The organism is Shinella sp. BE166, from assembly GCF_051201095.1.
GTDB classification, from domain to species: domain Bacteria; phylum Pseudomonadota; class Alphaproteobacteria; order Rhizobiales; family Rhizobiaceae; genus Shinella; species Shinella lacus.
This window is the reverse complement of sequence record NZ_JBPEHL010000001.1, coordinates 641,389-667,718: the sequence shown is the minus strand read 5'-3', so window position 1 is coordinate 667,718 and position 26,330 is coordinate 641,389. Positions and strand designations below refer to the sequence as shown.

Sequence of the window (26,330 nt, the reverse complement as noted above, 5' to 3'; positions counted from 1 at the left end):
GGACACAGCGATACACCTTTTAAAGTAAGTTAGAACATGCCCTTGGTCATCTACACTATTCCCCGAATAATGAAAACTTTCCAAAGATTACATTTCGGTAATCCAGAAATAGAGCCGATTTGTATCTTTTCCGGATTCACTTTGCTTCAAATCCCGACAAGAAAATCGGCAGAATTTCCGTCTGCTAATCGCTCATTAATCTTTACCGGAATCGGGCGGCGGATGCCATAGCTGGCACAGTCCGTTACAATCTATGGTTAAAATCACTTAACATATATATGACAAAAGCCAACGAAGAGAGGTGGCCGGAAACCACCTCTCTTCTTTCCACCGCAACCCGAGGAGGTCGGCTGCGGCAGAGGCTACCGGTCGATCGCGGCCCAGAGACCCCGCACCATCCGGCGCAGGAGCAAGGCCTCCGCCCATCTGTCCGTCGTGTCGTTGCCGTCCCGACCGGTGATGGCATAGGGCTTGGGGCCGAGTTCGCAGGTGAAGACCAGTTCGGCATCGTCGGCGGCACGCGATCGCCACGCGCGAAAACCGTCGTCCCACCATTGCAGGAAGAGATCGAGCCAAGGGCGATGGTGCGGAAAGCTGATCTCGATCTGCACCTGTTCGCGCGAGGCGACGCGGCCGTGGAAGGCTTTTGCATTGCGCAGGATACGCTGGATCAGCGCGTGGTTTTCAGCATCGACCGGAAAGGCGAACTCCCGGCCGACGAGGAAATGCGAGAGGTCGGCCACGAGCGGCAGGTCTGGACGGCGCTCCAGTAGGTCGAGCGTGAAGAAGAGATCCGTGGTCATGCGATCGCGATGCGTCTCGATGAAGACGGGAATGCCCGCATCCTCGGCAAGCCGCATCCAACCATCGAGCAGCGGCAGGCAATCCTCGATACGGCGCAGCCGCACATCGGGTTGCAGGTTGATATGACTGACCGGAAACTCGGTCGCCAGTTCCAGCGGCAGGCGCAGGTCATCGATGGTGCGCGGGAAACAGACGCCTTCGATCTTCAGCCCGGTGCCGCGCAGGGTTTCGTCGAGGCGCGCGACATCCCGGAGATTGGTATAATGCGCGCTGACGCCATCGAACCCCGCCCCCGCAATCATCGCGATGTTTTCCGCGAGGCTGCGCTCATGGCCGTCGGTGTGCCGGCGTTCCATTGCCCAGAGCGATTGGAAGACAAGCAACTTTTGCATCACGCGGCCCGTGCGCTTTTGAGGAGCGCTTTGAGGTTGACGACCGGGTCTATCAGCGCGGCCGGATCGGGGGTGATGCCAGCGGCGATCAGCATTTCCGCCAGCTTGATCTCCCTCGCGATGCCGTTGCCGACACCGAGGCCTGCTGCGGCGACGAGGCGCCCGCCGTCAAGATAGAACTCCAGTTCGCCGTCGCCAAGCGTGCGCACGACACTTTGATGCCCCGGCAGCGGCATGCCTGCCACCTGCAAGCCGAGATCGTACTGGTCGGACCAGAACCAGGGCTTCGCAGCAAAGGCCTCGTTGGCACCCGCCATGTTGCGCGCGGCCGTCTCGGCCTGGCTGCGCGCGTTGCGCCAACTCTCGAAGCGAACGTGGCCGCCGCCGGGCTGGGACACGGCCGCACAGTCGCCGGCCGCGAAGATGTGCGGGTCGCTCGTGCGCAGAAATGCATCGGTGAGGATGCCGTTGCCGGTTGCAAGTCCGGCGGCCTCGGCCAGTGCCATATCGGGCACGACACCGACGGCGGCAACAACGATGTCGGCGGGCACGCACTCGTCATCGGCCAGCAGGACGGCGTCGGGAGTGATCTCGGCCACGCCTTGCCCGAGATAGAACAGCACGCCCTCCTCCATATGCCGGGCATGCAGCGTCGCGGCAAAGCGCGCGGGAACCGCCCGCCCGAGCGGCTTTGGCGCTGCTTCGATAATGCTGACGGCGACGCCTTTGCCGCGCAGCACCGCGGCAAGCTCCATTCCGATCAAGCCGCCGCCGATAATTGCGACTCGCCCGCCCGCCTCTGCCTTGGAAAAGATCGCCGCCGCATCCGCATAGGTACGGAAGTCGAGCGCGCGCCCGGCGCCGGGGCATGCCAGGCGTCTCGGCCGCGCGCCGGTGGCGAGGAACAGTTTATCATAGGCCAGCGTGCGCCCGTCGCTGAGCACTACAGATCGGGCGTCCGGCTCGATGCGCAAGGCAGAAACGCCCTGATGATAGTCGATGCCAGTGGCCTCCAGCGCCGGCAGCCCGCAGATCGGTTTCATCTGCACCGCGCCGTCCAGCGGCTTGGAGAGCGGTGGGCGCTCGTAGGGCAGATGCGGCTCCGCGCCGACCAGCGTGATGGCACCCGAAAAGCGCGCCTCGCGGGCGGCAAAGGCCGCGCGGGTGCCGGCCTCGCCCGCACCGATGATGACGATACCCTGCATGTCGTCTCCCTGGAAAATGAGACCGGCGCGAACCAGAAGCGCGCCGGCCGGAGCATTAGTTCTTGCTGGCGTATTCGGCCATGTTCTTCGGCGTCACGAGCTCGAAAGGCACCATGACTTGCTTTTCGACCGGTTCGCCGCGCGCAAGCGCCACGGCTGTATCCATGGCGCTTGCCGATTGGCCCTTGGCATTCTGGAACACGGTCGCGTCGAGATCGCCGGCGGCCATAGCGGCGAGGCCATCTTGCGTCGCATCGATGCCGATGACGATGACATCGTCCATCGACAGGCCGGACGCTTTCAGCGCCTGGATCGCGCCGATCGCCATTTCGTCATTGTTGGCGAAGACCACGTCGATCGGCTGGCCGGCGGTGATCCAGTTCGTCGTCATGTCCATGGCATTGGTGCGCGTCCAGGCGGCGGACTGCTCGTCGGCGATCGTGACGCCCTTGCAGTCGCCCGCCGCCAGCGCGTCCTTGAACGAGGAGGTGCGATCGCGCGAGGCCTGATGGGCGAGATCGCCCATCAGGATGTAGACCTGCGCCGCGCCCACCTTGCCCTTCTCCTGGAGCAGCGAACAGGCCGCCTCGCCAGCCAGGCGCCCGGCGTCGGTTTCCTTGGATCCGACATAGGCCTGCTTTTCCGGCAGCTTGTCGACGTTTTCAGGTTCCAGATTGAGGTACACGAGCGGAATGCCGGCCTTCGCCGCCGCTTCGCTGACACCCGGGGCTGCCGACGTATCCGTCAACGTCATGACGATCGCATCCACGCCTGCCGCGATGAAATTGTTCACCTGGTTGAGCTGCTTGGAAATGTCGGTCTGCGCGTCCTCGACCTGGACGTTGACGCCCGCGACCTCGGAGGCCCTAGCGCTCAGCCCTTCGCGCAGCAGCGTCTGGAAATTGTTGTCGAAGCTCTGCATTGAGATGCCGATCGTCTCGGCCGAGGCAGCACTTGCCGTCAAGGCGGCCAGCACGGCCGCCAGATACAGTGTTTTCATCATATCCTCCCAATGGGTGCCGGTTCACCCGATCACATTCCGGAAGCCCGATGGGGCCTGGTTGATGTGCGTGCCGCTAGCTGAGCGCCACGCGAATCTCGCCGTCGATCACCTCGACGGGATAGATCTTCAGGTTCTCGCAGGCGGGGAGCCTGAGCGCCTCGCCGGTGCGATAGTCGAAGGCGCCGGAATGCTTGGGACATTCCACCTCGAAGTCCATGACCAGCCCGTCCGCCAGATGGATCGCCTCGTGGGTGCAGAGGCCGGCGGTGCAGTAGACGCTGTCGTCCGGTCCGCGGTAGAGCGCGTAGGTGCGGCCGCCATGGTCGAAGCGAATGGCGCCTTCCTGTTCGATGTCGTCGAGCTTGCCGGCGGGAACCCAGGTCATTCGGCTGCTCCCCGAACTTCGGTGCGGGCCTTGCGGGCGGCGAGCTTCTCCTTGCGCCGGCGGTAGCGTTCCTGCATGCGCGCCTCGCCGTCCGCAGAGCCGTCGTGCCAGGTGCCGAACCACTTATCGAGCGGGATCAGCGCATCGCCGTAGTTCACCTCGAAATATTTGTGGTGCAGGTAGTGCGCATAGGCGTGGCTATCGACCAGCTTGTCCTCGCCGACCTCCACCTTGTCGAAGCCGACATGGCCGGGGATCGCGCCGAAGCCGGCATAGTGCAGCTGGTAGAGCATGAGGATCGGGTTGGACGGCAGGACCAGGTGGTAGAAGGCCGTGCCGAGATAGAGAAAATGCTCGATCGGATGCATCGACAGCGAGGACCAGGGCGACGGGTTGACCGAATTGTGGTGCACCGAATGCACCCATTTGTAGAGGAACGGCGTGTGGATGAGCCGGTGGATGCAGAAGAAATGGAACTCGTGGATGATGGGCACCACGAGGGCGACGAGGGCGAGCGTCCACGGGTTTTCGGTGAAGCTCAGCCAGGGCGCATAACCATTGGCATAGGCCCAGAGCATGGCAACCTCAATGGCGGTCCAGATGGTGACGCCGGAAAGAAAGGTGCGCAGGATATTGTCGAGGTTCTGGCTTTCGAACCAGAAGGCCTTGTTCTTCTGGTCGGCGGGGAATTTGCCGTTGTACTTGAAGCGGTTTTCCTGCCGTTTCAGCACATAGAGGTGAACCTCGAAGGCGCCGTAGAAAAGCGCCACGCAGACGGCGTTGATGGCATAGAGCCAGGCGATCCAGCCGGCGCCTAGCGTCGCCATCGTCTCCACCGGCGGGATGACCCAGGCCCAGTAGGCGACGGCGGAAGCGGCGAAGATCGCATTCCACGGGAAGAAATAGTGCGGCAGCCATTTCAGGACCGCCAGCAGCCGCGGCGGAAAGGCGAAGAGCGGCGCGGTTTCGACCGGCTCATTCGGCGCCCAGTCCCCCCGCTTGTTGCGCGTGCCATATTTTAAGTCGTCCATAACGCTCTCCTTCGGCAGACCTTTCCGATGGGAGACGCGCGGCATTTTTCTGAAACACCGCCTCTCCTCCCGACCGCAAAAATAGCAGGAGGCCGTTCAAACGCCGAAGGCTTCGTTGATCAAAACAGATCAAAGGCTCTCGGCGGTGATAGTGATGAAGCGGATGGGATTGCGGTCTGGCTCGACCTCGGTGAGACCGACGCGGCGCAGGATGAGGTCGAGCGCACGCTGCGCCTGCGCCTCCGGCGCCTGGTCGAGCACCACATCCATGATGCCGTCGCGCAGGGCCGCGCGGGTGTAGTCGGTCAGTTCATGGCCGATGAACAGGATGTCGCTGCCGCGGTCGTGGCGCCGCAGCACGTCGATCAAGGCCGAGTTCGCGCCGCCGGCATTGTAGAGGCCGACGAGGTTCGGAAACATGCCAAGCGCGATCGCGAGCGTTTCCGCGCTGAAATGTTCCTCGTCGCGGGTGAAGCCGAGCCAGTCGAAACTGATCGCGCCGGGATGGTCGCGAAAATATTCGGAAAAGCCTCGGATACGGTCATGGTGGACCTGGTAGATCGGATGGCACAGCGCGACGACCGGGCCTTCCGTGCGCGCCATGCGGGCGATGAAATGGGCGGCCGTGCGCCCCGCGGCATAGTTGTCGATGCCGACGAAATCGACCTTGTCTTCGGAAGCGCGGGTCACGACATGGACGACCGGCACGCCCTGCCGGACGACCGTTTCCACCGCCGCCCGGATCAGCGGGCTGTTTGGAACCGCGAGGATGAGGCCTGCCCGCGGCACGTCCGTGGACAGGATATGCCGGGCGATCTCCTGCGGGTTCATCTCCTCCGCAAACCGGCGATGCACCACCACGAGCGGATCGAGCGTCGCGGCAATCCGCTCAAATGCCTTGGAGAGGCGGCGATAGAAGGTCGTCTCCGGACGCACCATCAGCACGTCGATACGCAGCAGGCCGCGGTGTGCCTCGGGAAGCGTGCGCGGATAGTTGAGGCTGCGCGCGGCGGCAACCACCTTCTCGACCAGTTCGGGCCGCACGCCCCCTCGCCCGTTGAGCACCCGCTCCACCGTCGCAGTCCCCACCCCGGCTTGGCGGGCGATGTCCCGGTAGCGCGGCTTGCTCACGCTAAAACCTCCCGCTAGCGGCCGGCATGAACCGGCGCCCGCAGCGCGCTCCATGGGCGGGCCACCTCAAGGGCGCGGGCGACGCGCACCAGTGTCGCCTCGTCAGCAAAACGGCCGACGACTTGGATGCCGATCGGCATGCCCGTGCGGTCGAGGCCGAGCGGCAGGCTGACGGAGGGCTGGCCGGTGGCGTTGAAAGTGCCGAGGAAGGTGAAGAGCGTCGTGTCACCCTCGGAAAACGCCTCAGCCGTCAGGTCCTCGCGCGTCGTCGAGAAAAGGCCGTGCTCCGGTGCCGTCACCGGCGTCGTCGGGGTCAGCAGGATATCGAAGCGCTGCGTGGCCACCGCCACGTCATGGCGGATCTTGCGCAGGACCTCGAAGACGTTGACGATCGCCGCCGGTGACATGGCGAGCGTCTGCTCCATCAGCTTCAGGATCACCGGCTCCAGCGTCGTGGCATCGAGCGGCTTGCCGAGCAGGCGGGCCAAGTCCGGCATCTCGGCCAGGCCGAGATTGAAGCCGCCCATCACGCCGACCATGATGTCCTGCGGGTCTGCGGGTGCGCCGATTTCCTCGATCTCGTGGCCCATCTCGGCGAGAAGGGCTGCCGTTTCGTCGACCACGGCCAGCACGTCCGGCGCAATCGGCACCCTGCCCCAGGCGGTGCGCGCGAGGCCGATGCGCAGCTTGCCGGTCGGCCGGCCCAGTTCCTCGACATACCGGCGCTCGGGCTGGCGGATGACGAAGGGATCGCCCGGCTCCGGGCCGGAAAACACGTCGAGCGCCGCGGCCATGTCGCGCACCGTGCGACAGACGACGAATTCGCGGGCGAGGCCGAAGAGCGAATCCTGACCGTCGGGGCCGCCGGAAACGCGGCCGCGCGAGGGATTGAGCCCGACCAGGCCGCACCAACCGGCCGGAATGCGGATCGAGCCGCCGCCATCGGATGCGTGCGCGATCGGCACAACACCCGCGGCAACCGCAGAGGCGGCACCGCCAGAGGAACCGCCGGCTGAACGGGTGAGGTTCCAAGGATTGCCCGTGACGCCCTCCAGCAGGGTCTCGGTGAAGCCGGCAAAGGCGAATTCCGGCACGGCGCTGCGGCCGACGAAGCGCAGGCCGGCGGCCTTGGCGCGGGTGGTGTAGTAGCTGTCGAAGGTCGCGACATTGCCCTTCATCAGCCGGCTGCCGCATTCCTGCAAGCGCCCGGCCTCCTTGGAACCAATATCCTTGCGCAGGAACGGCACGCCGGCGAAAGCGCCCTCGTCCGGGCCGGTCACGTCTTCCGCATCAGCGTAGAACTCGACGACCGCGTTAATCTCGGGATCGACCTTTTCATGCGCCGCGCGGGCGAGCGCGGTCAGTTCGCGGGGGGAAATCTCCCGGCGCTTGACCAGATCGGCAAGACCGGTCGCGTCATGGCTGCAATATTCGGAGAGGTTCATGGCAAATCCTGACGGTCATGACGAAGGACCGCCACACAAGCCAGCAGTGGCGCTTTTGTCAACCGGCGCGCTGCCGTCAGAGTTTTCCGGACAGGACGTAGTGCGTGCGCATCATGCGGGCGTCGCGCTTCTCGATGGAAAGCCGGTCGCCGCGTTCGGCAAGCGCATTCAACTCCCGCAGAACGAGGGCATGGGCGAGGCCGAGATGGCGGGCGAAGGTGCGGCTGTCATGCGCGATGCCGAGCGAGGCGGCGGCGAGTAACCCCGCCTGGATCGCGCTCAGTTGCGGGTCCTCCGCTTGGTGTCGGGCGACGAGCGCCAGGAAGCGCTCGGCATCCGGCACCGTGCCGGTCACGCCGCCTCGCGTTTACGGAAGGTCACCATGATCGACTTGGAGGTCGGCGTGTCGCTTTCCTCGCCCGCGCTGGCGAGCGGCACCAGCACATTGAGCTCCGGATAATAGCCGGCGATGCTGCCGCGCGGGATATCGTAGGGCACGAAGCGGAAATCCGGTGCGATGCGCGCAATCCCGTCGTCATGGTCGCCGACGACATCGATGCGGTCGCCCGCCTGCGAGCCCATGGCTTTCAGGTCTTCCGGGTGGATGAAGATGACCTGGCGTTCGCCATAGACGCCGCGATAACGGTCGTCGAGGCCGTAGACCGTCGTGTTGTACTGGTCGTGCGAGCGGAAGGTCTGCAACGCAAAACGACCGCCGCCCTTGCGCGCCTTCTGGTGCACGGTCTCCTCCGGCTGTGGACCGGAGAAGAAGGTGGCCTTCGCCGCCGGCGTATCCCATTCGCGGTGGGCGGCCGTGTTGCGCAGGTGGAAGCCACGCGGCTTGCGCAGGCGTTTGTTGAAATCCTCGAAGCCCGGAATGGTCGCCTCGATGGCGTCGCGGATGCGGTCGTAGTCCTCGGCGAGCGCCGTCCAGTCAATGATGCCCTCGCCCACCGTCGCCCGCGCAATACCGGCGATGATGGCGACTTCGGACTTGAGGTGCGGCGAGGCCGGGCGGTTGATGCCGGCCGAACCATGCGCCATACTCATCGAATCCTCGACGCTGATGAGCTGCGAATTGCCCGCAGCGTTGAGGTCCATCTCGGTGCGGCCGAGGCAGGGCAGGATGAAGGAGACCTCGCCCGGCATCAGATGCGAATGGTTCGGCTTGGTGGCGACATGCACCGTCAGCTTCAGCCCGCTCAGCGCCTTTTCGACAAGCGCGCTATCCGGCGTGGCGCGGGCGAAATTGCCGCCGAGGCCGATGAAGGCCTTTGCCGAGCCGTCCAGCATGGCGCCGATCGCGGACAGCACGTTGTGGCCGTGCTTGCGCGGCACTGCGAAGCCGAAATGCTTTTCCAGCGCGTCGAGGAAGGCTTGCGAGGGCTTCTCGTTGATGCCGACGGTGCGGTCGCCCTGCACGTTAGAATGGCCGCGCACCGGGCAGAGGCCAGCACCGGGCCGGCCGATGTTGCCGCGCAGGAACATGAAATTGGCGATCTCGCGGATCGTCGCGACGGAATGCAGGTGCTGCGTCACCCCCATCGCCCAGGTGCAGATGACGCGCTCGGCCTTGATATAGACTTCGGCGGCGCGCTCGATCTCGCCGCGCGTCAACCCGGACTGGTCCTCGATCTCGGCCCAGCCCGTCGCCTCAACGGCGGCGCGGTAGTCGGCCAGACCGGCGCAATGTTCGGCCAGGAAGGCGTGGTCGAGCACGCTCGGGAGGCCCGCGGCCAACGCCGCGTCCTCGGCCGCGAACACCACCTTCGCCATGCCGCGCACGGCCGCCATGTCGCCGCCGAGCTGCGGCTGGAAATAATGGCTGGCAATGTCCGTCGCGCCGCCACGCAGCATCTCGATCTTGTCCTGCGGATCGGAGAAACGCTCCAGGCCGCGCTCGCGGATGGGATTGAACACGACGATGCGGGCGCCGCGCATCGCGGCCCGCCGCAGGTCACCCAGCATGCGCGGATGGTTGGTGCCGGGGTTCTGGCCGATCACGAAGACCGCGTCCGCCTCCTCGAAATCCTCCAGCAGCACGGTGCCCTTGCCGACGCCGATCGCCTGGCGCAGCCCGACGCCGCTCGCCTCATGGCACATGTTCGAGCAGTCCGGAAAATTGTTGGTGCCGTAGGCGCGAACGAAAAGCTGGTAGAGATAGGCTGCCTCGTTGCTGGCGCGCCCGGACGTGTAGAATTCCGCGCGGTCGGGATTGTCGAGACCCTTCAGGATGCCGCCGATTTCGGCGAAGGCATCCTCCCAGGCGACCGGCAGATAGCGGTCGCTGGCGGCGTCGTAGCGCATCGGATGCGTCAGACGGCCGTTGAGTTCCAGCTCATAATCCGTCAGACGGCGCAGTTCAGACACGGTATGGGCGGCGAAGAAGACCAGCGAAGCGCGTTTTTCCGTCGCTTCCCAGGCGACGGCCTTCACGCCGTTTTCGCAGAATTCGAAGGATGAGCCGTGTTCGGGATCGCCCCAGGCGCAGCCCGGGCAATCGAACCCATCTGGCTGATTGGCCTTCAGCAGAGTGCGCGCGCCGGAGATCGGCATGCCGCTCTCCAGAAGCCTTTTGCCGCAACTCTTCAACGCTCCCCAGCCGCCGGCCGCAGAGGATTTCTTGCCGATAAAAGTCGTTGTCATGACTCATGTATTATCGACACGAAGACGGGGATCAAGGCGACTGTCGCGATGGCTTGATAGTCAATTCCTATCAAAACGGCAGGCGGGCATTCTCCTTGACTTCCTTCATGACGAAGAAAGTGCGCGTCTGGCGCACGCCGGGCAGCGCGATCAGCTTCTGGCCATGCAGCTTGTTGAAATCCGCCATGTCACGCACGCGGATTTTCAAGAGATAATCGAAATCGCCCGCGACCAGGTTGCAGTCGAGCACTTCCTTCATCGCCATCACCGCGCCCTCGAAGGCGGCGAAGCTCTCGGGCGTCGACCGGTCGAGCACCACGCCGACCATGACGAGAGCGCCGAGACCGACCGCCGCCGGCGCCACTTCGGCCCGCACACCGGTGATGTGACCCTCGTCGAACAGCCTCTGCGTGCGCCTGTGGCAGGTGGCCGGACTGGCATTCACGCGCTCGGCCAGATCGGCATTGGAAAGCCGGCCCTCGGATTGCAGGGCGCGCAGGATCTTGAGGTCTATCCTGTCAAAACCCTCTGCGGAAGAATCTTTCATTTTTCACCATTCAATCCGAAGAATTGAATCACCGATACAGAAATATACCGCCTCTGGGAAAAAACAGCCACAAAAAAAGAGAGCACCTTCCACATGGTTTCTGCCATCTTTCCTCCGCAAAATCGGAACGGAGGACACAATGTCACTGCTCGAAAAATTCGAACGCTACCCGCTCACCTTCGGCCCCACGCCGATCGAGCATCTGCCGCGGCTGTCGGCTGCAATCGGCGGCAAGGTTCAGATCTATGCCAAGCGGGACGACTGCAATTCGGGCCTCGCCATGGGCGGCAACAAGCTGCGGAAGCTCGAATATATCGTGCCTGACGCCATCGCCTCGGGGGCCGATACGCTGGTCTCGATCGGCGGCGTGCAATCGAACCACACGCGCATGGTGGCTGCGACGGCCGCGAAGATCGGCATGAAATGCGTGGTCATCCAGGAAAAATGGGTGCCGCATTACGATGCCGTCTATGACCGCGTCGGCAACATCCTGATGACGCGGCTGATGGGGGCGGACAGCCGCTTGGTCGACGACGGTTTCGACATCGGCATTCGCAAGAGCTGGGAAGACGCGATCCAGTCGGTGAAGGATGCCGGCGGTAAGCCCTATCCGATCCCGGCCGGCGCCTCGGTGCACAAATACGGCGCGCTCGGTTATGTCGGCTTCGCCGAGGAGGTGGCGGCGCAGGAGAAGGAACTCGGCTTCACCTTTGATTATATTGTCGTCTGCGTCGTCACCGGATCGACGCAGGGCGGCATGATCGTCGGCTTCGCCGCGCAGGACCGCGCCGATCGGGTAATCGGCATCGATGCCTCCGGCACGCTCGACCAGACCCGCGCGCAGGTGCGCGGCATCGTTGATGCCACCGCCGAACTGGTCGGCCTCGGCCGGGCGATCCGCGAGGACGAGATCGTCATCAACCCCGATTATGCCTACCCCGCCTATGGCGTGCCGTCGGAAGAGACCAATGCGGCCATCCGGCTTGCCGCCCGCACGGAGGCGATGATCACCGACCCGGTCTACGAGGGCAAATCCATGCAGGGCATGATCGACCTCGCCCAGAAAGGCTTCTTCCCCGAGGGCTCGAAAGTGCTCTACGCCCATCTCGGCGGCGCCCCGGCGTTGAACGGCTACAGCTACTACTACAAGGACGGCTGATCGCCGGCCCGACCCAGCAACCCTATTGAAGACGAACGCTTGACGCTGCCGCCACGGCAGCGGGCGGATGCGTTCGTCTTCCAAAGCGAGAGCGTCGTTTCCTTGAGGCAAGACGCCAACCCAGGGAACGACCCCACCAACCCCAGGAAAGGACTTTTGAAATGCGCAAGACATCCATTCTGCTCGCCGCCCTGGCAAGCATTGCGCTTGGCCCTGTCGGGCAGGCATTTGCGGAACCCGTCAGGAACGTCGTGATCGTGCATGGCGCGCTCGCCGATGGCTCCGGCTGGCGCAAGGTTTTCGACCGGCTGACGGCCAAGGGCTTCAAGGTCACCGTCGTCCAGCCGCCGATGACCTCGCTGGAAGACGACGTCGCCGCGACGAAGCGTATCCTCGACCAGCAAGACGGGCCGTCGGTGCTCGTCGGCCACAGCTATGGCGGCGTGATCGTCACCGAGGCGGGCACCGCGGACAATGTCGCGGGCCTCGTCTATGTCGCGGCGTTCCAGCCCGATGCGGGTGAAAGCCTGCTCGACCTCGCCGGCAAAACGCCGGCCGCGACCAAGGCCATCATGGCAACGAAGGACGATTATCTCTTCCTCGACCCGGCCGCCTTCGCCGCCGATTTCGCGGCAGATATCCCGGCGGACGAAGCCCGCTTCATGGCGCATTCCCAGGTCTACCCCGCCAAGGCGGCGTTCGAGACCAAAATCACGGCGCCGGCTTGGAAGAGCCGCAAGAGTTGGGCACTCATTGCCACCGACGACCGCGCCATCCATCCCGACCTGATGCGCGACATGGCCAAGCGCGCCGGCAGCGAGCCGGTCGAGGTGAAAGCGAGCCATGCCGTCTTCATGTCCCAGCCGGCCGCGGTCGCCGAACTGATCGAGAAGGCCGCGACCACGCTTTCGGATTGATGCGCTGCGGCGTTAGGGGCCATGCCATTGGCGACACGGGATTTTCCGCCGGAGGGCAATTGCCTTTCGGCGGAATGCGCTTTGTAATGAAGCCGACGGTAATAAAGCCGTTCGGGACAGAAGCGCATGGATCCTACACATTTGTTCGAACTCGTGATCGGGATGTTCCTGGCGATCATCGTGCTGCACTATGCAGCCCACCGGCTCGGGTTGCCGCCTTCCGTGGCGCTGCTCGCGGGCGGTGCGCTGCTCGCCTTCGCGCCGGGCCTGCCCACCATCGAAGTCGATCCGGAGCTGGTTCTTATCATCTTCCTGCCGCCGCTGCTGATGGACGGTGCCTGGTTCATCGCGCTGGGCCGCCTGCGCCGCCACATGATCGGCATCGCCTCGCTTGCTGTCGGCGCGGTGGTCTTCACCTGCGTCGTCGTGGCCGTGGTCACCCATCTGCTGTTTCCGTCGCTGCCCTGGGCCGCCTGCGCGGCGCTCGGCGCCATCGTCTCGCCGCCCGATGCGGTCTCCGCCCGCGCCGTGCTGCAACAGGTGAAACTGCCGCGGCGCCTGCAGATCCTGCTCGAAGGCGAAAGCCTGTTCAACGATGCGACCGGCCTCGTGCTCTTCCGCTTCACCATCGCCGCCGCCGTCACCGGCGCCTTCAGCACGGTGGATGCGGTCGGAAGCTTCTTCGTTCTGGCGATCGGCGGCGCGCTGGTCGGCATCGCCATCGGCACGGTCTGGGTGCTGCTCGTGCGCCGCCTTGAAGACGACTACCTGATCATCGCCGCCACGGCGCTGCTCTCCTGGACATCCTACCTGCTCGGCGAATTCTTCCACGTCTCGGGCGTCATCGCTACCGTGACCACCGGCCTCATTGCCGGCTGGCACCAGCACACCGTCTTTTCCGCCGCGACGCGCATGCGCGGCACCTCCTTCTGGACGGTGCTGGTCTTCCTGATGGAGGCCGCGGTCTTCATCCTGATCGGCCTGTCGCTGCGCGGCGTCGTGGAACGCGGCGGCGGCATCGACGTCGTGGTCGCCACCATGGGATTGCCGATCCTCGTCATCCTCATCGCGCTGACGCTCGCGCGCTTCGCCTGGGTGTTCGGCTCTGACTATGTGATCAGGCTGTGCAACATGCTGGGGATCGATCGCTACAAACCGCTCGGCGCCCGCGGTTCCACCGTCCTGGGCTGGGCGGGTGTGCGCGGCGTGGTCACGCTGGCGCTGGCGCTCTCCGTGCCGGAAGGCTTTCCGGGCCGCGACTTCATCCTCGTCACGTCCTTCGCCGTCATCCTCGGAACCGTGCTGATCCAGGGCACGACCCTGGGCAAGGTGATCGCCTGGGCGAAGCTCAGCGAGCCCGCGTCCGAAAAGCCGCGGCTCACCATGAGCCAGACGGAAGCCGCCATGGCGCAGGCACAGTTCGTGGTCGTGCGAAGCCGGGCTTATGACGGAGACGGCAATCTCGTTCACCCGCAATTGCTGGAGCGCTACCAGCGCAGGGCGACATCGATCGTCGACTATGCTGAGCGCACGGAAGACTACACGCCGGTGCTCCATGCCCATTTCGACCTGGTGCTCGAAGCAGTCGCCACCGGCCGCCGCGAACTCATCCGCCTCCACCGGGCCGGCGAGATCGACGACGAGACGCTGCACGAACTGGAACGCGACCTCGACCTCGAAGAACTGAGCGCCATTTCCGCCAAGGCGTGACGGCCGCCCTCACCCTCCGCGGCCGGCCTTCAGATGGCCGGTCGGCAGCGCAGTCGTGTATTTGATCTGGCCGAGCGCGAAGCTGGAGCGGATATTGGCGACGCCGGGAATGCGCGTAAGGAAATCGACCACCAGCGCCTGGAACTTCATCAGGTCCTCGACAACCACCCGCAGCATGTAGTCCGCCTCCCCGGTCATCAGGTAACATTCGACGATCTCCGGCTTGGTTCGGATCGCGGCATTGAACACGTCGAGCGACTCCCGGTCCTGCTGCTTCAGCGAGACCTGCACGAAGACATTGACGGCGAGCCCCAGCGCTTGCGCATCGACCAGTGCCACCGAGCCCTTGATGACGCCGCTTTCCTTGAGATCGTTGACGCGCCGCCAGCAGGGCGAGGCCGAAAGCCCCGTCGCCTCCGCCAGCTCCGAAATGCTCATCTCGGCATTCTGCTGCAACAGGTCGAGGATGCGGATGGAGGCGGAATCGAGCGCGGGTTTCGAGGGAGGCATGATTGACCGATGAAGGAGGAATTACCGGATAAACCTTTCGCAATTTCTCTTCACGCGGTCAAATGAGATCATTTTTCCCCGAAATTCCGGTGTAGCATTCCGGTCTATCGGGAGATCACGGGAGAGAGATGACGATGAATGCGCCGGCCCTGACGCCAGCACGGCTGGCCTGCCTGAAGGACCTGGAACGACAGGTCCTGTGGCATGCCTGCTGGATGATCCACAATGCCAACCACCTCCGCGAAAAAGGCGAGGTGAAGGTCGGCGGGCACCAGGCTTCGTCGGCCTCGCTTGCCGCAATCATGACGGCGCTCTATTTCCATGTGCTCCGGCCGGAAGACCGCGTGGCGGTCAAGCCGCACGCCTCACCCGTCTTCCACGCCATCCAGTTCCTGATGGGCAACCAGACCCGGGAAAAGCTTGAGAATTTCCGCGGTTTCGGCGGCGCGCAATCCTATCCGAGCCGCACCAAGGATATCGACGACGTGGATTTCTCCACCGGCTCCGTCGGCCTTGGCGTCGCGATCACCGCCTTCGCCTCGATCGTTCAGGACTATATCGCCGCCAAACAATGGTCGGAGCGCCCGGCGGGCCGGATGATCGCGCTGGTCGGCGATGCGGAACTCGACGAGGGCAATATCTACGAGTGCCTGCAGGAAGGCTGGAAGCACGACCTGCGCAACACCTGGTGGGTGATCGACTATAACCGCCAGAGCCTCGACGGTGTCGTGCGCGAGGGGCTGTGGCAGCGCATCGAGGGCATCTTCACGGCCTTCGGCTGGGATGTGAAAGTGCTGAAATACGGTGCGCTTCAGGAGATGGCGTTCGAGGAGCCGGGCGGCGCGGTGTTGCGCGGATGGATCGACCAATGTCCGAACCAGCTCTATTCGGCGCTGACCTTCCAGGGCGGTGCCGCCTGGCGCAAGCGGCTGACCGACGAGATCGGCACTAAGCCCGGTGTGGCCGCACTGCTGGCGGCGCGCAACGACGATCAGCTTTCCGATCTCATGAACAATCTCGGCGGCCATTGCCTGGAAACGCTGATCCGCACCTTCGAAAGCATCGACCACGACCGCCCGACGGTTTTTCTCGCCTATACGATCAAGGGCTGGGGCACGCCGCTCGCCGGCCACAAGGACAACCATGCCGGCCTGATGACCAAGGCGCAGATGGAGACCTTCCAGAGCCGCATCGGCGTGAAACCCGGCGCGGAATGGCAGATGTTCGGCGCGATCCCCTCACCGGAACCGGTGCGCGAGCTTCTGAAGACCGTGCCCTTCTTTGCGGACGGCACGCGGCGCTTCACGTCGCTGGCGCTGCCCTCATCCGGCCCGGTCTTCCTCGACGACCGGGAACTGTCGACGCAGGCCGGTTTCGGCAAGATCCTCGATGCGCTCGCCCAGCGCAACGATGCCCTGTCGGCCCGCATCGTCACCACGGCGCCCGACGTTACCGTTTCGACCAATCTCGGTCCCTGGGTCAACCGCCGCGGTCTTTTCGCGCGCGAGAAGCTGTCGGATACGTTCCGCGACGAGCGCGTGCCATCGGCGCAGAAATGGGAGTTTGGCCCCGCCGGCCAGCATATCGAACTTGGCATCGCGGAAATGAACCTGTTCCTGCTGCTGGGCGCCGCCGGCCTGTCGCATTCGCTGTTCGGCGAGCGGCTGCTGCCGATCGGCACGGTCTATGATCCCTTCGTGGCGCGCGGCCTCGATGCGCTGAACTATGCCTGCTACCAGGATGCCCGCTTCATGATCGTCGGAACCCCTTCGGGCGTCACGCTGGCGCCGGAGGGCGGGGCGCACCAGTCGATCGGCTCGCAGCTGATCGGCATCAGCCAGGATGGGTTGGCGAGCTTCGAGCCCGCCTATCTCGACGAACTGTCCGTCATCATGGACTGGTCCTTCGACTATATGCAGCGCGAGGGCGACGGCGGGCACGATACGCGCACGTGGCTGCGCGACGAAACCGGCGGCTCGGTCTACCTGCGCCTGACGACGCGGCCGCTGGAGCAGATCGCGCTCCGGCGCGAGGACCCGGCCTTCCGCCTGGGCGTGATCGATGGCGCCTATTGGCTGCGTCCGCCATCGGCCCGCACCCGCATCGTGCTCGCCTACCAGGGCTGCATCGCGCCGGAAGTGCTGATGGCCGCCGGGCGGCTTGCCGAGGCGCATGGCGATATCGCCGTGCTCGCGGTCACCTCCGCCGACCGGCTGAATGCCGGCTGGACGGCGGCGCAACGCGCCCGTCGCCACGGCGATTTCGGCGCCCGCAGCCATATCGAGACGCTGCTTTCCGCCGTGCCCCGTCCGGCAAGCCTCATCACCGCCACGGACGGCCATCCGGCGACGCTCGGCTGGCTGGGTTCGGTGGAGGGCCACCGCACGATCTCGCTTGGCGTCGAACATTTCGGCCAGACCGGCACGATTGCCGACCTCTACGCCCATTTCGGCATCGACACCGACGCCATTATCGAGGCCGCGGAATCCGTGGTCCGTTCGGACGCGTCCGTACCGTTGCGGGCGGTCTGAGAGCAAGCGCCGGGGCCTTGCTCAGCCCGCCGCCGCTTCGTTTGCGGCGGTCTGCGCTTGCTGGCGCTGGCGATAATGGGCTTCGGCCGCCGCCGCATCGGCCTGGGCATCGCCGCTGCCACCGCCGACATGCACGGTCGGAGAGGCGAACTGGATGCCGTTGGCTTTGAAATCGAGCTTGATGCGGTTCATGATCTCGCGGCGGATCATGAACTGTTCGCCCGGCTTGGTGGTGAAGCCGACGCGCACGACGATGGCATATTCGCCGAAATCGGACACGCCCTTCATCTTCAGCGGTTCGAGCAGGATATCCTTGTATTCGGGCTTTTCCGCCGTCTCCGTGCCGATGCGCTTGATGACCTTGCGCAGCTTTTCGAGATCGGTGTCATAGGTCACGGAGAGGTTGAACTTGATGACCGACCAGTCGCGGCTCATGTTCTGCACGGCGCCGAGTTCGCCGAAGGGCACCGTGGTGAGCGGGCCGCGGTGGTGGCGCAGCTTGACCGAGCGCAGCGAAAAGCTCTCGACCACGCCCTTGTATTTGCCGGTCTCGATATACTCGCCGATGCGGAAGGCGTCGTCCCACAGGTAGAAGATGCCCGAGATCAGGTCCTTTACGATGGTCTGCGCGCCGAAACCGATGGCGACGCCGGCAACGCCGGCACCGGCGATCAGCGGGCCGATATCGACGCCGAGGCTGGTCAGCACCATCATGACGGCGACGGCGGCGAGCGTGATGGCGAGGATGTTGCGCAGGATCGGCAGCAGCGTGCGGATGCGGGCGTTGCGGCCGCGCTCATCGTCGGTGAGGCGGCGATCCGCCGGATTGTCGGCCATGCGCACGGCGATCTCGGCCTTCAGGAACTGCCAGGCGATATCGGCGATCAGCAGCACGGCGATCGCCTGCGTGGCGGCATGGGCGACGCGGCTGACCAGCGTGTCGCCGGCCCCCATCATGCCGGCGGCATCGACGCCCGCGACGGCGGCGATCCACCAGGCGGACAGGATGATGACGATGGCGCGCATGCCGCGTTCGCCGATGACGAAATGCATGCTCGTGGGACGCCTGGTCTCGGTGCCGCCATGGAGGCGCGCGACGACCGCGGTCGTCAGCCGCAGGAGCGGCGGTAGGAGGAGTGCGACCACGCCGGCTGCAAAGAGCAGGTGCAGCCCCGCGAGCCACACGACCAGAAGCAGGATCACCGCCACCGTTGCCAGCCAAGACCATATCTTGCGCGCGGTGTCCGTTTGCTCACGGCGGCGCGGACGCGACCAGATCGCTTCTATGGCGATGGCGAAGAGGCCGAAATCGAAGGCGAACATGACGAGCAGCATCGAGCCTTTGGAAAAGCCGAACACCCGCATCATCTCCAGCACGATCCAGCCGATGACGAAGAAGCGCAGGGCGCGCAGGAACCGCGAGAGCCAGTAGCGAACCCGTTCCGGCGTGATGTTTGCCGAGGGCTGGAGATCATCGGCGGGCACAATGTCCACGACCGGCTCGGACACGGCGGCGGGCACCGCTTCCACAGCCACCGTGCCTTCCGGCACGACGACCGACTCGGCCAGTGGCGTTTCGGCCGCGCGGTCTGTTGGCTGTTCGATCAGCCAGACAATATAGGCGCCGATGAGACCGCCGAAGCGCACGATGATGGCGGCGATCGCCAGGATAAGCGCGGTGCGCTGCAACAGGGGCGGCCAGGCGACGATGGCGAGCGGCAGCAGCGCGCCGACGGCAAAGCAGATGGCCTGCCCGCAGGCATGCAGGCCGATCGGCACCACGCCTACCGGATCGACCTGCGGCTCCGCCGCCTGGCGGCGCCAATGCCGGGCCGACAAGCGGTTGAACAGCCGCTCGAAGCCGATGGCGAGGACGGGCACGAGAAGGAGCTGGAAGAACAGGCGCAGCGGACCGCGGCTGGTGACTTCGGCCTCAAGCCGCGTCATGGCGGTGTGCGCGCCGGGGCCGAGCTCCATGCTACCCTGCATGGCGGTATCGATCCGGTTCTGGATCATGCCCAGCTTTTCGGCGACGTAGCCCGTCTCCATCATCATGGATTCGGAGCCGCCGGGAGCGATATCCTCCGCTTTGCCCGGACCGGTCTCGGCACTGTTGAGCCAGGTGGCCACGGCGGGATCGGAAAGCAGGCGCGAAATCTCGCGCAGCTTGTCGACGGGCGGCGCCGCAACGTCCTGTGCGAGCGCCGGACCGGCAAAGAGCAGGGCCATCGCGACAAGGATCGCCTTGCACCGCAGAAGCTGACGGAATCCGGCCACCATGCTTTTCAATCCCCCCCGCCCGCGCTTGTTGAGCAATCCCTACTGTTCGATCATGCAAGCCCAAGCAAAGTCAAGCGATGCCGGCGTCAGGCGAAAAGGCCAGGACGCCGGCCTCATCCTTCGACGTCCTGCACCTCGTCGATTTCCACCCGGTCGGCGTAGAAGGCGATATGACCCTCGATTTCCGCGACGGACGGATACGGTGTTTCGTAGCTCCAGGCCGCATTGGTGCCGCCGCTGAGCGGAATGCTGAAATAGCTCGCCTCACCCTTGTAAGGGCAATAGCTCTTATGCTCCGTCCGTTCGAGCAGCGTCATGTCCATGTCCGAGCGGGGGATGTAGACGACCGCTGGATATGTCGCTTCGCGCAGGCGCAGCGCCTTTTGCGAGCTGCCGATCACTTGGCCCGCCGAGCGCACGACGACGCGTGCAGGAATGCGCTCGATGGAAATCGGGTGATCCGGACCCGGTATTTTGACAATTCTTTCCGCCATTTGCTTCACCTTTCCGATAAAACGGATTAGCCGCCGCGGCTATCCTCTGCGCTTGCCTGCGTGATCAGGCGGGCGCTGCGCTGGCCGGTCGAATAGATCCACAGCCAGCTCAGCGCGACGGTCAGCCGGTTGCGCAGGCCGATCAGGAAATAGACATGGGCGATGCCCCAGGTCCACCAGGCGAGCCGACCCTTCAGCTTGATCCAGCCGAGATCGACGATGGCGGCCCGCTTGCCGATCGTCGCAAGATTGCCGTCGTTGCGATAGGCGAAGGGCTTTGGCACGGGCTTGCCGTCGAGCCGGGCCTTGATGACGCCGGCCACATAGCGCCCCTCCTGCTTTGCCGCAGGCGCAATGCCGGGAACGATCTTGCCCTCGCCCATCGCAACATGGGCGGTGTCGCCGACCGCGAAGATATCCGGATAGCCGGGCACCGTGAGGTCCGGGGCGACGAGCACGCGCCCGGCCCGGTCGGCGGGAACCTGCAGCCATTCGGCAGCCGGCGATGCGGCAACACCCGCCGCCCAGAGGATGGTCGCGGCCGGCAGAACCTCGTCGCCAAGCGTGATGCCGGCGGCATCGCATTGCGACACGGCATGGCCCGTGCGCACCTCGACGCCGAGGCGCGTCAGCGCCCGTTCGGCATAGGCCGAAAGATCCTCGGTGAAGCCCGCGAGAATACGCGGCCCCGCCTCGACCAGCACCACGCGGGCCTCGCGCGTGTCGATGTTGCGGAAGTCGCGGCGCAGCGTTTCGTGCGCGAGTTCGGCGATGGTGCCGGCGAGTTCCACGCCGGTCGGACCAGCGCCGATGATGGCGAAGGTCAGCAGGCGGCGGCGCTCGGCCGCATCGTCCTGCCATTCCGCCCGCTCGAAGGCGGAAAGGATGCGACGGCGGATCGTCGTCGCGTCCTCCAGTGTCTTCAGGCCGGGCGCATGCGGCTCCCATTCGTCATGGCCGAAATAGGCGTGGCGCGCACCGGTGGCGAGGATCAGCGTGTCGTAGGGGATCGCCCGCCCGTCCTCCAGCAGCACCGCCTTGCCCGCCGCATCCACGCCGGTGACGCTGCCGAGCAGCGTCGTCACATTGTCGTAACCCCGCAGCAGCGAGCGGATCGGCCAGGCGATCTCCGACAGCGCCAGCGACGCCGTTGCGGCCTGATATAGCAAGGGCTGGAAAAGGTGATGGTTGCGCCGGTCGATAACGGTGATGCGGACCGGCCCCTTGGCCAGGTTGCGCGCCGCCTCCAGCCCGCCAAAACCCGCGCCGATGATGACGATGTGGTGGTCGCCTCTTGCCGCCATGCAATGTCCTCTCGTGATCCGGGGCCGGTTATTCCGGCGAAAGCGCCACGGCCGCCTCGGTGGTCAACGTGCGGAAGGTGAAACTTTCCTGCACATAGAGATCGACGGTGGTGGCGGAATGACTGAGATAGCCGATGGAAAAATCCTGCCCGACGGTCAGCTCGAAATCACCGCCGCGCAAGGACAGAACGAGGCCGCCCTCGATCGCCGGTGCCCAGATGATACCGCCGTCCACCACCCGTTCGAGATGGTGGAAGACCGGATAACCATCGTCGCTGCCGCCGCTTGCCGCCATATAGGCATCCGCGCCCAGCACCAGCGCATAAGGCCCCTCGACGCCCGCGAGCCGGAGTTGGCCGACCGCCCGCGCCACCGCATCCGAATAGCGCTTGGCACTGGCCGGCAGCGGAATGGCGGGATTGCTCGCGGCCTGGCGGATGCCCTCGATATCGCCGGCGGCATAACCGTCGAACACCGCGCGATCCTCGGCGAAGGCAATCTTTTGCATGGCCTCCTTCACCGGCTCCCAATCGGAATCGTGCGAACCGCGCTCGACGTCGTCGATGGCGCTGCGCGACAGCGTGAACGGAACCCGGAGCTCGACCAGCGTCTTCACCTCGCGCCGCAGCGATTGCACGCCTTCGGCCGGCGGCGCGATCGGCGCGACATGGCCGGTGCCCACGGCAGAGAGACCGAGCCCCGAAGGACCGGCTAGATCGACGACGCGGCGCGCGGCAAGGTTCCGCTTCAGCGTGCGCTTGGCCTCCTCCTCGATCTCGGCCCAGGCGGCCTCGGAAATCGGGGCCAGGTCGCGGTGCAGGTTATTCATGGGAAGCCTCTTTCCTGAGAGAGCCTATGCCGAGCGAGCCGTCGTGGCGCTTCGGCTGCGGTTGGTCCGCCGGGGCGGCCGTATCGGGTGCATCGGGCGATACCGCATCGAGGAAGGACGCGGCGGGGACGAAGAACAGCGTGCCGGTCACAGCGCGGCTGAAATCGAGCAGCCGATCGTAATTGCCGGGCGGGCGGCCGACGAACATGTTCTCCAGCATCATCTCGATACGGCGCGGCGAGCGCGCATAGCCGATGAAATAGGTGCCGAACTCGCCCTTGCCGACATCGCCGAAGGGCATGTTGTCACGCAGGATTTCCAGCGGCTCGCCGTTCTCCTCGATGCTCGTCAGCGCGTTGTGCGCGTAGCTCGGCTTGACGGCATCGTCGAGCTCGATATCGGAGAGTTTTTCGCGGCCGATGATCTTCTCCTGGTCGGAGACCGGCAGGCGGTTCCAGGCGGGCAGGTCATGCAGGTATTTCTGCACGATGACATAGCTGCCGCCGGCAAAATCCGGATCCTCGTCGCCGATTATCGTTGCGTCGACTGCGGCCTGGTCGACCGGATTTTCCGTGCCGTCGACGAAGCCGATCAGGTCGCGGTCGTCGAAATAGCTGAAGCCGTGCACCTCGTCAGTCGTGGACACCAGGCTCGCCAGCCGCGTCATGATCTGGGTCGCGAGCTCGAAGCAGAGATCCATGCGCGTGGCGCGGATGTGGAACAGGAGGTCGCCGGGTGTGGAGACGGCATGGTGGCGACCGCGGATTTCGCGGAAAGGGTGCAGGTCCTTCGGGCGTGCTCCGGCAAAGAGCCGGTCCCAGGCCACTGAGCCGATGCCGAGCACGCAGGAAAGCCCGCCTTCGAGATCCCGAAAACCGACCGCGCGCAGCAGGCCGGAAAGATCGGCGCACAACGCGCGCGCCGCCGTTTCGGCCGGGCGTCAGCGTAACGACGAGGAAGATGGCCGCGCGCGACAGCCGCGCTGCGACCGGCTGGGGAACCACGGAAGGCAAGACTGCATTCATACTCGATCCGTTCGGCAGAACCTGTCTGTCGGAACGTAGCGGGTCTCGCTGCGCCGTGCCATCGAAAATCCAGGTCTTCCCGGCAAGATTCCGCAGGGCAGCAAAAGGGCCGGCAAGCCGGCCCCATTGTTCGGCTAGAGATCGACCGGACGGCCGGATTCCTCCTCCTCCAGCGTCACGGCGACGTCCGCATTGGCCGAAAGGCGCACCTTGTCGCCCTCGACATCGGCGACGAAGCCTCGTTCGATATAGTGGTGGTGGCCCTCGTGTTTGCCGAAACTGTCGGCCTTCTTCAGCTTGATGCGGGTGGCCTCGACGCGATCAACCGTGCCCACATGCACGCCGTCGGCGCCGATGACTTCCATGTTTTCCGCGATGTTGCCGCTCATGCCGGTTCTCCTGTCGGGTTGAAAATGGCCGGATCGTGCCGCCTTTGCCTTTGCCGACGAAGGGGTCCTGCCGTTGAGGGTCGGGTCGCCGCCGGCGGGGATTTTGTGCCGGCGCATCTGTAGATAGCGCTGGATACGCCGTTTCAAGGGAGGGGTGCCCGCCGCTGACCGGCGAGAGGTGGGAACAGTTCCGGGGGTTCCCTCACGGGAGGAACAGCGGTCGAAGCGCCATCTCCAGGCCGAGGCCGAGCATGCAGAGAAGGAAGCCGCGCCGGAATGCCGGCGGGCTGATCCGCGTGCGCAGCGCCTGGCCGGCGAACATGCCGGCGAGTGCCGGCACGATGGCGAGCGTCGAGGCCTTCACATCCGCCATCGGCAGCGTTCCGTGCAGGAACAGCGCCAGGCCGAGCGCGATGGTCGAAACCGTGAACGACAGACCGAGCGCCTGCACCAGGTCGTCGCGCTCCAGCCCGAGTGCCTGCAGATAGGGGACGGCGGGAATGACGAAGACGCCCGTCGCGCCGGTGAAGAGGCCGGTTGCCAGGCCGACGACCGGCGATGCCCACGCCTGCCAGCCGGGCGGCACCCGGTGCTAGCGGGCGAGCAGTGTGTAGGCGGAATAGACGGCCAGCGTCAGCCCAAGTGCCACCGTCGTGCGGGAGGTCTCGCCGCTCGCCAGCAGGAAGGAGCCCGCCAGCGTGCCGAGGGCGATTGCGGCCAGCATGGGCCAGAGCCGCAGCAGCAGCGCCTTGAGATGCTGGCCTGCCAGAAGCTGCCAGACATTGGTGACCAGCGAGGGGATGAGCAGCAGGGCCGCCGCGGTCAGCGGCGAGAGCAGCCCGCCCAAGATGCCCATCGCCACCGTGGGCAGGCCCATGCCTGTGACGCCCTTGACGAGCCCGGCGGCGAAGAAGGCGGCGGTGATGATCAGAAATGTGGTTTCGCTCTGTTCCATGCCGCGATTAAGAGCGCCCGGCGGGGCCGGCGGCAATCGGGAATATCCGCCACCAGCCTTCGGTCTTTCCGAAAGCTGGTGGCGTGTTATCCTCCCGCAATGCGCTTCGATCTTGCCGACCTTCGCCTGTTCCTCGCCGTCTTCAATGCCGGCAGCCTCACGCATGGCGCGCGATCGGCCAACCTCTCCATCGCCGCGGCAAGCGAGCGGCTGCGTGACATGGAAGCCTCGGGCGGCCTGTCGCTCTTCGTGCGCACGCGTCGTGGCGTGACGCCGACCCGTGCGGGGGAGGCACTGGCGCATCATGCCCGCCTGATCCTGCGCAATGTCGGCGCCATGCAGGCGGAGCTATCCGAACATGCGCGCAGCATCCGCTCCACCGTGCGGCTGCTCGCCAACACGGCGGCGATCACCGAATTCCTGCCCGACCGGCTCGGCTTCTGGCTGGCGCAGCATCCCAAGGCCGACATCGAGCTTGCGGAACGGCCGAGCACCGAGATCGTCAAGGCATTGGAGCATGGGCTGGCGGATATCGGCATCGTCTCCGATGCGGTCGAGACAGCCCCGCTCACCGCCCTGCCCTTTGCAACGGACCAGCTCGTCGTGGTGCTCCCGCGCGACCACCCGATCTCAACGGAAAAGCAGGTCGCCTTCGGCCAGATCCTCGGCGAGGATTACATCGGCTTTGCGGGCGCGCTTCAGGACCATGTCGATGGGCACGCCGCGCAATTCGGCCACCGGCTGCGCCCGCGCGTGCGCCTGCGCACCTTCGAAGGCGTCTGCCGCATGGTGGCGGAGGGCGCCGGCATCTCGATCCTGCCCGAAACCGCCGCGCGCCGCTGCCGGCGCACCACGCCGATCACCTCGGTGCGGCTCTCCGACGCCTGGGCGAGACGCCGGCTGCTCTTGTGTTTTCGGGCAGAAGAGGAGCTTGACCCGACGGCGCGCGGGCTGATGGAGCATCTTCTCGCACCGCCAGCGTGAGCAGCCTTTTCAGACCCGCGACACCAGTAGCCGCAGGCCGGCAAGGCCGAAGAACACCGCCAGGGTGCCCTCGATCCCGCGCCGTGCCCGGCGATAGAGGCGCACCATCGGCCCCGTCGAAAAGACGATGGCGTAGCCGCAGAAGATGGTGACGCTCAGCACCGCACAGCCGCCGAGGATGGCGACGAGCGTGTGCGTCGATGCGCCGGGGCCAAGCCCGAGCGTCATCAGCGCGATCCAGGCGAGGATCGATTTCGGATTGGTGAGATGCATCAGCAGGCCGCGCCTGTAGAGCGAGGCGCCGGAGAGCGCGGCGTCCTTCGACATCGCCTCCCGGGCCTTATCGTCGGAGGTGAGCGCAGCCCGGCCCGCCTTGTAGGCGAGATAGAGCAGATAGAGGCCGCCAAAGATCTTGAGCACGAACAGGGCTTCGGCATAGCGGGTCAGGATGGCGGAGATGCCCGTCGCAGCCATCATGCCCCAGAAGATCGAGCCGCTGACGACACCGGCGGCGAGCAGGAGGGCTGCCCGTCTGCCCTGGTGCATCGCCACGCCCATGATGCGCATATTGCTCGGACCGGGACTGCCGGCGGCGATCACATAGGCGGTGTAGACGATCAGGAGATGGTGAAGATCGGCAGGCATTCCGGCGGC

The 26,330-nt window shown here is 65.3% G+C and carries 22 protein-coding genes and 2 pseudogenes; 5 read left to right on the top strand and 19 right to left on the bottom strand.

Features of this window, described 5'->3' with window-relative positions; genetic code table 11:
• Positions 1-362: 362 nt before the first annotated feature.
• The 10 genes from J2Y63_RS03050 to J2Y63_RS03005 all read right to left on the bottom strand — a co-directional run bounded on the left by J2Y63_RS03050 (position 363) and on the right by J2Y63_RS03005 (position 10,589).
• A complete protein-coding gene (locus J2Y63_RS03050; RefSeq protein ID WP_435264865.1) occupies positions 363-1,199 on the bottom strand; it encodes a sugar phosphate isomerase/epimerase family protein in 837 nt (278 codons plus the stop codon).
• A complete protein-coding gene (locus J2Y63_RS03045; RefSeq protein ID WP_435264864.1) occupies positions 1,196-2,401 on the bottom strand; it encodes an NAD(P)/FAD-dependent oxidoreductase in 1,206 nt (401 codons plus the stop codon). The genes J2Y63_RS03050 and J2Y63_RS03045 overlap by 4 nt, the downstream gene beginning before the upstream one ends.
• Before the next feature lie 55 nt (positions 2,402-2,456).
• The gene (locus tag J2Y63_RS03040; RefSeq protein WP_435264863.1) at positions 2,457-3,401 is read right to left on the bottom strand and encodes a substrate-binding domain-containing protein; all 945 of its coding nucleotides are present in this window, start codon (positions 3,399-3,401) and stop codon (positions 2,457-2,459) included.
• A gap of 76 nt (positions 3,402-3,477) precedes the next feature.
• On the bottom strand, positions 3,478-3,789 hold the full coding sequence (locus J2Y63_RS03035) for a MocE family 2Fe-2S type ferredoxin (RefSeq protein WP_435264862.1): 312 nt from the start codon (positions 3,787-3,789) through the stop codon (positions 3,478-3,480).
• Positions 3,786-4,820 carry a sterol desaturase family protein gene (locus J2Y63_RS03030; protein ID WP_435264861.1) on the bottom strand — a complete coding sequence of 345 codons (1,035 nt, stop codon included), beginning with the start codon at positions 4,818-4,820 and terminating at the stop codon, positions 3,786-3,788. The genes J2Y63_RS03035 and J2Y63_RS03030 overlap by 4 nt, the downstream gene beginning before the upstream one ends.
• Before the next feature lie 129 nt (positions 4,821-4,949).
• A complete protein-coding gene (locus J2Y63_RS03025; RefSeq protein WP_435264860.1) occupies positions 4,950-5,951 on the bottom strand; it encodes a LacI family DNA-binding transcriptional regulator in 1,002 nt (333 codons plus the stop codon).
• 14 nt (positions 5,952-5,965) lie between these two features.
• Positions 5,966-7,396 (bottom strand): amidase, encoded by a 1,431-nt coding sequence (locus J2Y63_RS03020; protein WP_435264859.1) that lies wholly within the window; start codon positions 7,394-7,396, stop codon positions 5,966-5,968.
• A gap of 76 nt (positions 7,397-7,472) precedes the next feature.
• The gene (locus tag J2Y63_RS03015) at positions 7,473-7,751 is read right to left on the bottom strand and encodes a hypothetical protein (RefSeq protein WP_435264858.1); all 279 of its coding nucleotides are present in this window, start codon (positions 7,749-7,751) and stop codon (positions 7,473-7,475) included.
• Positions 7,748-10,042 (bottom strand): FdhF/YdeP family oxidoreductase, encoded by a 2,295-nt coding sequence (locus J2Y63_RS03010; protein ID WP_435264857.1) that lies wholly within the window; start codon positions 10,040-10,042, stop codon positions 7,748-7,750. The genes J2Y63_RS03015 and J2Y63_RS03010 overlap by 4 nt, the downstream gene beginning before the upstream one ends.
• Before the next feature lie 70 nt (positions 10,043-10,112).
• The gene (locus J2Y63_RS03005) at positions 10,113-10,589 is read right to left on the bottom strand and encodes an Lrp/AsnC family transcriptional regulator (protein ID WP_435264856.1); all 477 of its coding nucleotides are present in this window, start codon (positions 10,587-10,589) and stop codon (positions 10,113-10,115) included.
• Between the two features lie 139 nt (positions 10,590-10,728).
• Between J2Y63_RS03005 and J2Y63_RS03000 the strand changes: the two genes are divergently transcribed.
• The 3 genes from J2Y63_RS03000 to J2Y63_RS02990 all read left to right on the top strand — a co-directional run bounded on the left by J2Y63_RS03000 (position 10,729) and on the right by J2Y63_RS02990 (position 14,375).
• Positions 10,729-11,748, top strand: a complete 1,020-nt coding sequence (locus J2Y63_RS03000) for a 1-aminocyclopropane-1-carboxylate deaminase (protein ID WP_256114629.1) — start codon at positions 10,729-10,731, stop codon at positions 11,746-11,748.
• 161 nt (positions 11,749-11,909) lie between these two features.
• Entirely contained in the window at positions 11,910-12,665 is a 756-nt protein-coding gene (locus tag J2Y63_RS02995) for an alpha/beta fold hydrolase (RefSeq protein ID WP_435264855.1), read from the top strand.
• A 126-nt stretch (positions 12,666-12,791) separates the two neighbouring features.
• Complete coding sequence (locus J2Y63_RS02990; protein ID WP_435264854.1) at positions 12,792-14,375, top strand: Na+/H+ antiporter; 1,584 nt, start codon at positions 12,792-12,794, stop codon at positions 14,373-14,375.
• Between the two features lie 9 nt (positions 14,376-14,384).
• Here J2Y63_RS02990 and J2Y63_RS02985 read toward each other — a convergent pair whose 3' ends face one another.
• Positions 14,385-14,885 carry an Lrp/AsnC family transcriptional regulator gene (locus J2Y63_RS02985; RefSeq protein WP_435264853.1) on the bottom strand — a complete coding sequence of 167 codons (501 nt, stop codon included), beginning with the start codon at positions 14,883-14,885 and terminating at the stop codon, positions 14,385-14,387.
• 128 nt (positions 14,886-15,013) lie between these two features.
• Here J2Y63_RS02985 and J2Y63_RS02980 point away from each other — a divergent pair, with 128 nt between their 5' ends.
• Entirely contained in the window at positions 15,014-17,416 is a 2,403-nt protein-coding gene (locus tag J2Y63_RS02980; RefSeq protein ID WP_435264852.1) for a transketolase-like TK C-terminal-containing protein, read from the top strand.
• A 21-nt stretch (positions 17,417-17,437) separates the two neighbouring features.
• On the opposite strand, the gene J2Y63_RS02975 is transcribed toward J2Y63_RS02980, so the two are convergent.
• The 7 genes and pseudogenes from J2Y63_RS02975 to J2Y63_RS02945 all read right to left on the bottom strand — a co-directional run bounded on the left by J2Y63_RS02975 (position 17,438) and on the right by J2Y63_RS02945 (position 24,692).
• Positions 17,438-19,696 carry a mechanosensitive ion channel family protein gene (locus J2Y63_RS02975; protein ID WP_435264851.1) on the bottom strand — a complete coding sequence of 753 codons (2,259 nt, stop codon included), beginning with the start codon at positions 19,694-19,696 and terminating at the stop codon, positions 17,438-17,440.
• Between the two features lie 113 nt (positions 19,697-19,809).
• Positions 19,810-20,190 carry a DUF427 domain-containing protein gene (locus J2Y63_RS02970; RefSeq protein ID WP_435264850.1) on the bottom strand — a complete coding sequence of 127 codons (381 nt, stop codon included), beginning with the start codon at positions 20,188-20,190 and terminating at the stop codon, positions 19,810-19,812.
• A gap of 26 nt (positions 20,191-20,216) precedes the next feature.
• A complete protein-coding gene (locus J2Y63_RS02965; protein ID WP_435264849.1) occupies positions 20,217-21,494 on the bottom strand; it encodes an NAD(P)/FAD-dependent oxidoreductase in 1,278 nt (425 codons plus the stop codon).
• Positions 21,495-21,522: 28 nt separating this feature from the next.
• Complete coding sequence (locus J2Y63_RS02960; protein WP_435264848.1) at positions 21,523-22,323, bottom strand: family 1 encapsulin nanocompartment shell protein; 801 nt, start codon at positions 22,321-22,323, stop codon at positions 21,523-21,525.
• A pseudogene (locus tag J2Y63_RS02955) lies at positions 22,316-23,348 on the bottom strand (Dyp-type peroxidase). The gene J2Y63_RS02960 and the pseudogene J2Y63_RS02955 overlap by 8 nt, the downstream one beginning before the upstream one ends.
• 134 nt (positions 23,349-23,482) lie before the next feature.
• Positions 23,483-23,737, bottom strand: coding sequence for a DUF2171 domain-containing protein (locus J2Y63_RS02950; protein ID WP_435264847.1), 255 nt, complete (start codon positions 23,735-23,737; stop codon positions 23,483-23,485).
• Positions 23,738-23,939: 202 nt separating this feature from the next.
• A pseudogene (locus tag J2Y63_RS02945) lies at positions 23,940-24,692 on the bottom strand (sulfite exporter TauE/SafE family protein).
• Between the two features lie 99 nt (positions 24,693-24,791).
• Between J2Y63_RS02945 and J2Y63_RS02940 the strand changes: the two are divergent.
• On the top strand, positions 24,792-25,676 hold the full coding sequence (locus J2Y63_RS02940; protein WP_435264846.1) for a LysR substrate-binding domain-containing protein: 885 nt from the start codon (positions 24,792-24,794) through the stop codon (positions 25,674-25,676).
• 9 nt (positions 25,677-25,685) lie between these two features.
• Here the strand turns inward: J2Y63_RS02940 and J2Y63_RS02935 are convergent, their stop codons facing one another.
• The gene (locus J2Y63_RS02935; RefSeq protein WP_435264845.1) at positions 25,686-26,321 is read right to left on the bottom strand and encodes a LysE family translocator; all 636 of its coding nucleotides are present in this window, start codon (positions 26,319-26,321) and stop codon (positions 25,686-25,688) included.
• Between the last annotated feature and the right edge of the window lie 9 nt (positions 26,322-26,330).

What these genes read in the sequence shown, in the direction of transcription:
- J2Y63_RS03045 (WP_435264864.1), bottom strand. Translation starts at nt 2,401, where the DNA reads ATGCAGGGTATCGTCATCATCGGTGCGGGCGAGGCCGGCACCCGCGCG.
- J2Y63_RS03040 (WP_435264863.1), bottom strand. Translation starts at nt 3,401, where the DNA reads ATGAAAACACTGTATCTGGCGGCCGTGCTGGCCGCCTTGACGGCAAGT.
- J2Y63_RS03035 (WP_435264862.1), bottom strand. Translation starts at nt 3,789, where the DNA reads ATGACCTGGGTTCCCGCCGGCAAGCTCGACGACATCGAACAGGAAGGC.
- J2Y63_RS03030 (WP_435264861.1), bottom strand. Translation starts at nt 4,820, where the DNA reads ATGGACGACTTAAAATATGGCACGCGCAACAAGCGGGGGGACTGGGCG.
- J2Y63_RS03020 (WP_435264859.1), bottom strand. Translation starts at nt 7,396, where the DNA reads ATGAACCTCTCCGAATATTGCAGCCATGACGCGACCGGTCTTGCCGAT.
- J2Y63_RS03010 (WP_435264857.1), bottom strand. Translation starts at nt 10,042, where the DNA reads ATGACAACGACTTTTATCGGCAAGAAATCCTCTGCGGCCGGCGGCTGG.
- J2Y63_RS03005 (WP_435264856.1), bottom strand. Translation starts at nt 10,589, where the DNA reads ATGAAAGATTCTTCCGCAGAGGGTTTTGACAGGATAGACCTCAAGATC.
- J2Y63_RS03000 (WP_256114629.1), top strand. Translation starts at nt 10,729, where the DNA reads ATGTCACTGCTCGAAAAATTCGAACGCTACCCGCTCACCTTCGGCCCC.
- J2Y63_RS02995 (WP_435264855.1), top strand. Translation starts at nt 11,910, where the DNA reads ATGCGCAAGACATCCATTCTGCTCGCCGCCCTGGCAAGCATTGCGCTT.
- J2Y63_RS02990 (WP_435264854.1), top strand. Translation starts at nt 12,792, where the DNA reads ATGGATCCTACACATTTGTTCGAACTCGTGATCGGGATGTTCCTGGCG.
- J2Y63_RS02985 (WP_435264853.1), bottom strand. Translation starts at nt 14,885, where the DNA reads ATGCCTCCCTCGAAACCCGCGCTCGATTCCGCCTCCATCCGCATCCTC.
- J2Y63_RS02980 (WP_435264852.1), top strand. Translation starts at nt 15,014, where the DNA reads ATGACGATGAATGCGCCGGCCCTGACGCCAGCACGGCTGGCCTGCCTG.
- J2Y63_RS02975 (WP_435264851.1), bottom strand. Translation starts at nt 19,696, where the DNA reads ATGGTGGCCGGATTCCGTCAGCTTCTGCGGTGCAAGGCGATCCTTGTC.
- J2Y63_RS02970 (WP_435264850.1), bottom strand. Translation starts at nt 20,190, where the DNA reads ATGGCGGAAAGAATTGTCAAAATACCGGGTCCGGATCACCCGATTTCC.
- J2Y63_RS02965 (WP_435264849.1), bottom strand. Translation starts at nt 21,494, where the DNA reads ATGGCGGCAAGAGGCGACCACCACATCGTCATCATCGGCGCGGGTTTT.
- J2Y63_RS02960 (WP_435264848.1), bottom strand. Translation starts at nt 22,323, where the DNA reads ATGAATAACCTGCACCGCGACCTGGCCCCGATTTCCGAGGCCGCCTGG.
- J2Y63_RS02950 (WP_435264847.1), bottom strand. Translation starts at nt 23,737, where the DNA reads ATGAGCGGCAACATCGCGGAAAACATGGAAGTCATCGGCGCCGACGGC.
- J2Y63_RS02940 (WP_435264846.1), top strand. Translation starts at nt 24,792, where the DNA reads ATGCGCTTCGATCTTGCCGACCTTCGCCTGTTCCTCGCCGTCTTCAAT.
- J2Y63_RS02935 (WP_435264845.1), bottom strand. Translation starts at nt 26,321, where the DNA reads ATGCCTGCCGATCTTCACCATCTCCTGATCGTCTACACCGCCTATGTG.